This is a genomic window from Aquabacterium sp. A08 (genome assembly GCF_011742065.1).
Window position 1 is genome coordinate 1 of sequence record NZ_JAAQQT010000630.1, and the last position, 8,757, is coordinate 8,757.

Below are 8,757 nucleotides of genomic sequence, written 5' to 3' on the forward strand. Positions count from 1 at the left end.
CACTCATGGACATCAAGGTTCCCGACATTGGCGATTTCGACGAGGTCGCGGTCATCGAACTGCTGGTCAAGCCCGGCGACACGGTCAAGGCCGAGCAGAGCCTCATCACCGTCGAGTCCGACAAGGCCTCGATGGAGATCCCCTCGTCGCACGCCGGCGTGGTCAAGGAGCTCAAGGTCAATCTGGGCGACAAGGTCAGCGAAGGCTCGGTGGTGCTGGTGCTGGAAGCGGAAGGCACTGCAGCGGCCCCCGCACCGGCTGCTGCGCCTGCAGCCGCACCCGCTGCGGTCCCGGCCGCTGCGCCGGTGGTGGCCCCCACGGCCGCCAGCTTCGGCGGCTCGGCCGACATCGAATGCGACGTGCTCGTGCTGGGCGCCGGCCCCGGCGGCTATTCGGCCGCCTTCCGCGCCGCCGATCTGGGCCTGAAGGTCGTGATCGTCGAGCGCTACGCCCAGCTGGGTGGCGTCTGCCTGAACGTGGGCTGCATCCCGTCCAAGGCGCTGCTGCACGTGGCCGCTGTCATGGACGAGGTCAGCCACATGGCCGACTTGGGCGTCGACTTTGGCGCCCCCAGCGTCAACATCGACAAGCTGCGCGCCCACAAGGAAAAGGTCATCGGCAAGCTGACCGGCGGTCTGGCGGCGATGGCCAAGATGCGCAAGGTCACCACCGTGCGCGGCTACGGCGCCTTCGTCGGCCCCAACCATGTGGAGGTCGAAGAGACCACCGGCACTGGGCAGGAGAAGACGGGCACCAAGAAGATCGTGGCCTTCAAGACCTGCATCATCGCCGCCGGCTCGCAAGCCGTGCGCCTGCCCTTCATGCCCGAGGACCCGCGTGTGGTGGATTCCACCGGCGCGCTGGCGCTCACGGGCTTGCCCAAGAAGATGCTCATCGTCGGTGGCGGCATCATCGGCCTGGAGATGGGCACGGTCTACAGCACGCTCGGCGCGCGCCTGGACGTGGTCGAGATGATGGACGGCCTGATGCAGGGTGCCGACCGCGACCTGGTCAAGGTCTGGGAGAAGATGAACAAGGGCCGCTTCGACCACATCATGTTGAAGACCAAGACCGTGGGTGCCACGGCCACGCCCGAAGGCATCCAGGTGCAGTTCGAGGGCCTGGATGGCAGCAAGAGCGAAGGCACCTACGACCTGGTCTTGCAGGCCGTGGGCCGCACGCCCAACGGCAAGAAGATCGCCGCCGACAAGGCCGGCGTGGCCGTGACGGACCGTGGCTTCATCAATGTTGATATCCAGATGCGCACCAACGTGCCGCACATCTTCGCCATCGGTGACATCGTGGGCCAGCCCATGCTGGCGCACAAGGCGGTGCACGAGGCGCACGTGGCGGCCGAGGTGATCGCCGGGGAACTGCAGGGCAACAAAGAGCTGGCGGCAGCCGCCTTCAACGCCCGCGTGATCCCCAGCGTGGCCTACACCGACCCCGAGGTCGCCTGGGTGGGCCTCACCGAGGATCAGGCCAAGGCCCAGGGCATCAAGGTCAAGAAGGGGCTGTTCCCCTGGACGGCTTCGGGCCGCGCGATTGCCAACGGCCGCGACGAGGGCTACACCAAGCTGCTGTTCGACGACTCGCCCGAGGCCCACGGCCACGGCAAGATCCTGGGCGGCGGCATCGTGGGCACGCACGCCGGTGACATGATCGGCGAGATTGCGCTGGCCATCGAGATGGGCGCCGACGCGGTGGACATCGGCAAGACCATCCACCCGCACCCCACGCTGGGCGAGAGCATCGGCATGGCGGCGGAGGTGGCGCACGGGTCGTGTACCGATCTGCCGCCCTCCAAGCGTTGAGCCTGACCGGGTCCGCCTCCGTGGCGGCCCGGTGCGCGCCAGTTCCCTGACCGGAGCGCGGTCTGCCCCTTCATTGGGGCAGGCCTGGGGCTCAAGTGGGGCTCAGCCTGGCAGTGGCAGGGCGCTGGTGCACTTGATTTCGTCCATGCACACGCTGGAGCGCACCGCCGCCACGCCGGGCAGTTTCATCAGCGTGTCCATGAGGAAGCGCGACAGCGAGGGCAGGTCCCGCGCCGTCACCTTGAGCATGTAGTCGAAGTCGCCGGTCACCGAATAGCACTCCAGCACGTCGTCCAGGCTGCCCACCAGGTCCTTGAAGTGATGCAGCTCGCGCACGTGCCCGCGCTCCATGGACACGTGGATGAAAGCCACCACCGTCAGGCCCATGCGCGGCGCGCTCAGGCGGGTTTCGTAGCGCTGGATGTAGCCCTCCTCCTCCAGCCGGCGGTGGCGGCGCAGGCACTGCGCCGGCGACAGGCTCACCACTTCGGCCAGCTCCAGGTTGGTGCTGCGCGCGTGGGTTTGCAGGTGCGCGAGCATGCGCAGGTCGATGCGGTCCAGTTCGTTGGTGGGCATGGGGGGTGGTCTCGGGGGCAATGGCGCAATTATGTTGCGCCGTGGGCCATTTGGGTGAAACGCCGGTTCATGCATCGCCCCGCTGGCGCGTGCGGGTCATACCGTGCAGGACCGGGCTGTGGACCCGTGGCACCACGACCGCTTTTCGGGCCGGCTGTGCTATAGTTTGGCGATGCCAGTCCGTGGGTTGGCATCCTTCAAAGCCCTTGTAAGTCTCTGATTTGCAAGGGTTTTTCGATTGTTGCGGCCACCTGGCCCGCCGGTGCGTGTGTCTGGGGCCCCAGGCCCACGCGGCGTGAGGATCTCCATGTCTGACATTTTTCCCCTGGACGAACTCGAACCGCAGGGCCTGCCCTACAGCGCAGACCGCCAGATCGCCCAGCTGCGCGTGCCCCCGCACTCCATCGAGGCCGAATCCAGCGTGCTCGGTGGCCTGCTGCTGGACAACGCCGCTTGGGACCGCGTGGCCGACCTGGTGAAAGAGTCGGACTGCTACCGCGCCGAGCACCAGCTGATCTACGGCGCCATCGCCGCGCTGATCAACGCCAACAAGCCGGCCGATGTGATCACCGTGTTCGAGCACCTGAGCAGCCAGGGCAAGGCCGACGAGGTGGGGGGCTTGACCTACCTGAACACCCTGGCACAGTACGTGCCGAGCGCGGCCAACATCCGGCGCTACGCCGAGATCGTGCGCGAGCGCGCCATTCTGCGCAAGCTCATCACCGTCAGCGACGAGATCGCCACCAACGCCTTCAACCCCAAGGGCAAGGCGGTGGCCAACATCCTGGACGAGGCCGAGCAGAAAATCTTCAACATCGGCGAAGAAGGCAGCCGGATGAAGCAGGGTTTCCAGTCCATGGATTCCCTGGTGGTGGACCTGCTCGACCGGGTGCAGGAAATGGCCGACAACCCCAACGACATCACCGGGGTGCCCACCGGCTTCATCGACCTGGACCGCATGACCGCTGGCCTGCAGGCCGGCGACCTGGTGGTGCTGGCGGCGCGTCCGTCCATGGGCAAGACCGCGTTCGCCATCAACATCGCCGAACACGTGGCGCTGAACGAGGGCCTGCCCGTGGCGGTGTTCTCCATGGAAATGGGCGCGGCGCAGCTGGCGGTGCGTATCGTCGGCTCCATCGGTCGCATCAACCAGGGCCACCTGCGCACCGGCAAGCTGACCGATGACGAATGGCCGCGCCTGACCGAGGCCATCGAGCGGCTGCGCACCGTGTCGCTGCACATCGACGAAACCCCGGGCCTGACCCCCAGCGAACTGCGTGCCAACGCCCGCCGCCTGGCGCGCCAGTGCGGCAAGCTGGGCCTGATCGTGGTGGACTACCTGCAGCTGATGAGCGGCAGCAACAGCGACGGCGAAAACCGCGCCACCGAACTCGGCGAAATCTCCCGGGGCCTGAAGATGCTGGCCAAGGAGCTGCAGTGCCCGGTGATTGCGCTGTCGCAGCTCAACCGTTCGGTGGAGCAGCGCACCGACAAGCGCCCCATGATGAGCGACCTGCGCGAATCCGGCGCCATCGAGCAGGACGCGGACATCATCATGTTCATCTACCGCGACGAGTACTACACCAAGGACGCCTGCAAGGAGCCCGGCGTGGCCGAAATCATCATCGGCAAGCAACGCAACGGGCCCACGGGCACGGTCAAGCTGGCGTTCATGAACATGCTGACCCGCTTCGAGAGCCTGGCCGGGTATTCCGACGATTTCTGACGCGCGGCCCCACGCACGGTCAAAAAAACCCGGGGCCTGCCCGGGTGGTTCACATGGGAAGGTGCCTCAGAGCACGTCGCTGGCGAAATCCGCCAGGCGCGAGCGTTCGCCGCGCGCCAGGGTGATGTGCCCGCCGTGCGGCCAGCCCTTGAATCGGTCCACCGCGTAGGTCAGGCCGCTGGAGCCTTCGGTCAGGTAGGGCGTGTCGATCTGCGCCAGGTTGCCCATGCAGATGATCTTGGTGCCGGGGCCAGCGCGCGTGATCAGCGTCTTCATCTGCTTGGGCGTGAGGTTTTGCGCCTCGTCGATGATGACGTACTTGTTCATGAAGGTGCGCCCGCGCATGAAGTTCATGCTCTTGACCTTGATGCGGCTGCGCACCAGTTCGTTGGTGGCGGCGCGGCCCCATTCGCCGGCGTTGCCGCCTTCGCCCTTGGCCAGGAATTCCAGGTTGTCGTCCAGGGCGCCCATCCAGGGGCCCATTTTTTCTTCCTCGGTGCCGGGCAGGAAGCCGATGTCTTCGCCCACGCTCACGGTGGCGCGGGTCATGATGATCTCGGTGTAGCGGCGCTCGTCCAGCACCTGGGTCAGGCCAGCGGCCAGGGCCATCAGCGTCTTGCCGGTGCCGGCGGTGCCGGCCAGGGTGACGAAGTCGATCTCGGGGTCCAGCAACAGGTTGAGCGCAAAGTTCTGCTCGCGGTTGCGGCTGGTCACGCCCCACACCGCGTTTTTCAGGTGGGTGTAGTCCTTCAGGGTCTTGAGCACGGCGGTTTTGCCGCGCACCTCGGTCACGCGCGCGTACAGCGGCGGCTCACCCGGCGCCTCAAAGTAGACGAACTGGTTGATCACCATCTGCTCGGCGATCGGCCCGCCGATGCGGTAGAAGGTGTGGCCGCCCTGTTGCCAGCTTTCGATGGTCTTGCTCTGGCGCGTCCAGAAGTCGGCCGGCAGGGGCAGGGCGCCGGTGTAGAGCAGTTCGTCGTCGTCCAGCGCCTTGTCGTTCTGGTAGTCCTCGGCGGCCAGGCCCAGGGCGCGGGCCTTGATGCGCATGTTGATGTCCTTGGACACCAGCACCACCTCGCGGCCGGGGTGTTTGTCGGTCAGGGCCTGCACCACACCCAGGATCTGGTTGTCGGCCTTGCCCTGGGGCAGCCCACTGGGCAGGGTGTGGCTGAGCGCTTCCGTCTGGAAGAACAGCACGCCGCTGGCGTCTTTGTTGCCCAACGCGGCCAGGGGCAGGCCCTGGGCGATGTCGCCGCCGTTGTGGGCCGCCAGGCTGTCCAGCGTGCGGCTGGCTTGGCGCGCGTTGCGGGCCACCTCGCTCATGCCCTTCTTGTTGCTGTCCAGTTCCTCCAGCACGATCATCGGCAGGTAGATGTCGTGTTCCTCGAAGCGGAACAGGCTGACCGGGTCGTGCATGAGCACGTTGGTGTCGAGCACGAACAGGCGGGTCGGGCCGGTCTGGGCTTTGGTGGCCTTGCGTTTGGCGGGGGCCCGGGTGGTGGGCGGGGCGGCGCTGGCGGCGGCGGAGGCCACGGCCACCGGTTCGGCGGCCGGCGTGGGCGGTGCGGCCAGCAACGCCGGCTGTGGGGCCGCGGCGGTGCGGCGCGGGCGTGCGGCCGCCGGTGCGGCCGGTGCCGCGGAGGCGGTTGCAGCAGCCCGGCGGCTGGTGCGGGCGGGCACGGTGCGGGCCGGTGTGGCCGTGGCTGGAGCGGATTCGGCGTCCGGCACCGGCGCGGCGGCGGCCTCGTTCACGGCGCTGGGTTGGACGCGGGCGGCTTTGCGGGTGGGGGCGGGAGGCAGAGGGGGCATGAGCGTGGGCGTGAACGAAAGTCGCAGGGGCAGGGGCCAGAAAGCAAAAAGCCGCCAGGGTTCACCGGGCGGCTGGGGGCAGGGGGGCGATGCGGTGCGTGAGTGGTCTCAAAAGCATAGATTCATTATGCACCACGCCCCGCCCGTGCCGATGGAACGGCAGGGCCAGGCATCAGGCGGCTTTTTTCAGCAGCTTGACGGCCTTGAGCACGTCTTCGACGTGACCCGGGACCTTCAGGCCGCGCCATTCCTGCAGCAGCAGGCCATCGGGGCCGATCAGGAAGGTGCTGCGCTCGATGCCCTTGACCTTCTTGCCGTACATGATCTTGTTCTTGACCACGCCAAACATGTGGCACATCTTTTCTTCGGTGTCCGCGATCAGCTCAAACGGCAATTCCAGTTTGGCCTTGAAGTCGTCGTGGGACTTCATGTTGTCGCGCGAAACGCCAAACACCTGAGCGCCGGCTTTGACAAAGTCTTTGTACTTGTCTCGGAACTGCATGGCCTCGGTGGTGCAGCCCGGGGTGTTGTCCTTGGGGTAGAAATACAGGATGACGGTCTGGCCCAGGTGCGACTGGTTGGTGACCTTGACGCCGCCGGTGGCGTTGGCTTCGAATTCTGGAATGGGTTTGTTGACTACAACGGCCATGAAGCGTATCCCTTGCGTGATGAGTGGGCGGCGGAGCCGTTCGGTAGAACGGCCGCGGTGCGCGCGGTGCGGGCGCGTACCCTTGTCCCTGAGGCAAACCGGTATTTTACTCCTAAGCCCCGCCTGGGTGAACCCCAGGCTCAATTCGGCTCGATGAGCAGGGCCACGACCACCCGCCGCCCTTCGCCAGCCAGGATGTTGTAGGTGCGGGCCGCGGCCATGGTGTCCATGGTTTCCACGCCGATGCCCCGTTCGATCAGCGGACGCAGCAGCGCGGGGGAAACGAAGCGCAGGCGCGCGCCGCTGCCGTAAATGACCAGTTCGGGCCCGTCCTCGGCCAGTTGGGCGAAGTGGTCGGCGGTCAGGTCGGCCGCGCTGCGGCAATCCCAGTCGCTCAGCCGGCCCTGGGAACTGACCACGACGCTGGCGTCGCGGCGTTGGCCGTTGACCGCGACCCAGCCAGGGCCGTGGGCGGTGATGGACAGGGTGTCCACGCGGTCGGGTTGCAGCTTCATTCGGGGTGCCTGTAAAAGTGTGGTGAAATTATAGGTTTCACCTCCACGACGCCATGCCCGCCCCCACCATCCAGAAATCCGCCAAACTGGCCAATGTCTGTTACGACATCCGGGGGCCCGTGCTGGACAAGGCGCGGGCGATGGAGGAAGAGGGCCACAAAATCATCAAGCTCAACATCGGCAACCTGGCGGTGTTCGGGCTGGAGCCACCCGACGAGATTTTGCAGGACATGATCCGCAACCTGCCCAACGCGGCGGGGTACACCGACAGCAAGGGCCTGTTCGCGCCGCGCAAGTCGGTGGTGCACTACACCCAGGAAAAGCGCATTGCCGGGGTGACGGTGGACGACGTGTACCTGGGCAACGGCGCCAGCGAGCTCATCACCATGAGCATGAACGCGCTGCTGAACGCGGGTGACGAGATTCTGGTGCCGGCGCCGGACTACCCGCTGTGGACGGCGTCGGTGTCGTTGTCCGGCGGCACGCCGGTGCACTACATGTGCGACGAGGGCGCCGGCTGGACGCCCGACCTGGCCGACATGGAGCGCAAGATCACGCCCCAGACCAAGGGCATCGTGGTCATCAACCCCAACAACCCGACCGGCGCGCTGTACCCGGACGAGGTGCTGCGTGCGATTGTGGACCTGGCGCGCAAGCACGACCTGATCATCTTTGCCGACGAGATTTACGACAAGGTGCTGTACGACGGCAACGTGCACACCTCCATCGCCTCGCTGGCCGACGACCTGTTGTTCGTGACCTTCAACGGCCTGAGCAAAAACTACCGTTCCTGCGGCTATCGCGCCGGCTGGATGGTCGTGTCGGGCGACAAGCGCCGCGCCAAGGACTACATTGAGGGGCTGAACATGCTGGCCTCGATGCGCCTGTGCGCGAACACGCCAGGGCAGCTGGCCATCCAGACCGCGCTCGGCGGCTACCAGAGCATCAACGACCTGGTGGCGCCGAGCGGCCGGCTGTGCCGCCAGCGCGACCTGGCGCACCGGCTGCTGACCGAAATCCCGGGCGTGACCTGCGTCAAGCCCAAGGCCGCGCTGTACATGTTCCCCCGGCTGGACCCGCAGATGTACCCCATCGCCGACGACCAGCAGTTTGCCTACGAGTTGCTGGCCGAGGAGAAGGTGCTGATTGTGCAGGGCACGGGCTTCAATTACCCAACGCCGGACCATTTCCGCCTGGTGTTCCTGCCGCACGAGGACGACCTGGCCGATGCCGTGGGCCGCATCGCGCGCTTCCTGGGGCATTACCGCAAGCGCCACGGCACCTGAGCCGCTGGCCCCACCGTTACCCGTTTTTTGACCGAGAACCGACCGATATGAAACCGATTCAAGTGGGCCTGCTGGGCATTGGCACCGTGGGCAGTGGCACCTTCAACGTGCTCCAGCGCAACCAGGAAGAAATCCAGCGCCGTGCCGGTCGTGGCATCCAGATCACCATGGTCGCCGACCTGGACGTGGCCCGCGCGCAAGCGGTGGTGGGCGAGGGTGTGACCGTGGTCAACGACGCCCGCCAGGTCATCGCCAACCCCGAGATCGACATCGTGATCGAGCTGATCGGCGGCTACGGCATCGCCAAGGCGCTGGTGCTGGAGGCGATTGCCGCGGGCAAGCACGTGGTCACCGCCAACAAGGCGCTGCTGGCCGTGCA

8 protein-coding genes are annotated in these 8,757 nt (G+C 66.4%); 4 read left to right on the forward strand and 4 right to left on the reverse strand.

The window, feature by feature from the left end; all coding sequences use genetic code 11:
• Positions 1-1,814: dihydrolipoyl dehydrogenase (gene lpdA / locus HA630_RS12605; protein WP_166835168.1), on the forward strand; the 1,814-nt coding region annotated here is incomplete at its 5' end.
• Between the two features lie 102 nt (positions 1,815-1,916).
• On the opposite strand, the gene HA630_RS12610 is transcribed toward lpdA, so the two are convergent.
• A complete protein-coding gene (locus tag HA630_RS12610) occupies positions 1,917-2,390 on the reverse strand; it encodes an Lrp/AsnC family transcriptional regulator (RefSeq protein WP_166835170.1) in 474 nt (157 codons plus the stop codon).
• 307 nt (positions 2,391-2,697) lie between these two features.
• Here HA630_RS12610 and dnaB point away from each other — a divergent pair, with 307 nt between their 5' ends.
• Entirely contained in the window at positions 2,698-4,116 is a 1,419-nt protein-coding gene (gene dnaB, locus HA630_RS12615) for a replicative DNA helicase (RefSeq protein WP_166835172.1), read from the forward strand.
• A gap of 66 nt (positions 4,117-4,182) precedes the next feature.
• Here the strand turns inward: dnaB and HA630_RS12620 are convergent, their stop codons facing one another.
• The 3 genes from HA630_RS12620 to HA630_RS12630 all read right to left on the reverse strand — a co-directional run bounded on the left by HA630_RS12620 (position 4,183) and on the right by HA630_RS12630 (position 7,092).
• On the reverse strand, positions 4,183-5,928 hold the full coding sequence (locus HA630_RS12620; RefSeq protein WP_166835174.1) for a PhoH family protein: 1,746 nt from the start codon (positions 5,926-5,928) through the stop codon (positions 4,183-4,185).
• A gap of 172 nt (positions 5,929-6,100) precedes the next feature.
• Positions 6,101-6,577 (reverse strand): peroxiredoxin, encoded by a 477-nt coding sequence (locus tag HA630_RS12625; protein ID WP_166835176.1) that lies wholly within the window; start codon positions 6,575-6,577, stop codon positions 6,101-6,103.
• Between the two features lie 140 nt (positions 6,578-6,717).
• The gene (locus tag HA630_RS12630) at positions 6,718-7,092 is read right to left on the reverse strand and encodes an Mth938-like domain-containing protein (protein WP_166835184.1); all 375 of its coding nucleotides are present in this window, start codon (positions 7,090-7,092) and stop codon (positions 6,718-6,720) included.
• 53 nt (positions 7,093-7,145) lie between these two features.
• On the opposite strand from HA630_RS12630, the gene HA630_RS12635 reads away from it, so the two are divergent.
• Together HA630_RS12635 and HA630_RS12640 are read left to right on the forward strand one after the other, a co-directional pair.
• Positions 7,146-8,378, forward strand: coding sequence for a pyridoxal phosphate-dependent aminotransferase (locus HA630_RS12635; protein ID WP_166835186.1), 1,233 nt, complete (start codon positions 7,146-7,148; stop codon positions 8,376-8,378).
• A gap of 47 nt (positions 8,379-8,425) precedes the next feature.
• Positions 8,426-8,757 (forward strand): Gfo/Idh/MocA family oxidoreductase (locus HA630_RS12640; protein ID WP_166835182.1); only part of this gene is annotated, 332 nt, incomplete at its 3' end.

Coding starts and splice junctions, on each gene's coding strand:
- HA630_RS12610 (WP_166835170.1), bottom strand. CDS start 2,390: ATGCCCACCAACGAACTGGACCGCATCGACCTGCGCATGCTCGCGCAC.
- dnaB (WP_166835172.1), top strand. CDS start 2,698: ATGTCTGACATTTTTCCCCTGGACGAACTCGAACCGCAGGGCCTGCCC.
- HA630_RS12620 (WP_166835174.1), bottom strand. CDS start 5,928: ATGCCCCCTCTGCCTCCCGCCCCCACCCGCAAAGCCGCCCGCGTCCAA.
- HA630_RS12635 (WP_166835186.1), top strand. CDS start 7,146: ATGCCCGCCCCCACCATCCAGAAATCCGCCAAACTGGCCAATGTCTGT.
- HA630_RS12630 (WP_166835184.1), bottom strand. CDS start 7,092: ATGAAGCTGCAACCCGACCGCGTGGACACCCTGTCCATCACCGCCCAC.
- HA630_RS12625 (WP_166835176.1), bottom strand. CDS start 6,577: ATGGCCGTTGTAGTCAACAAACCCATTCCAGAATTCGAAGCCAACGCC.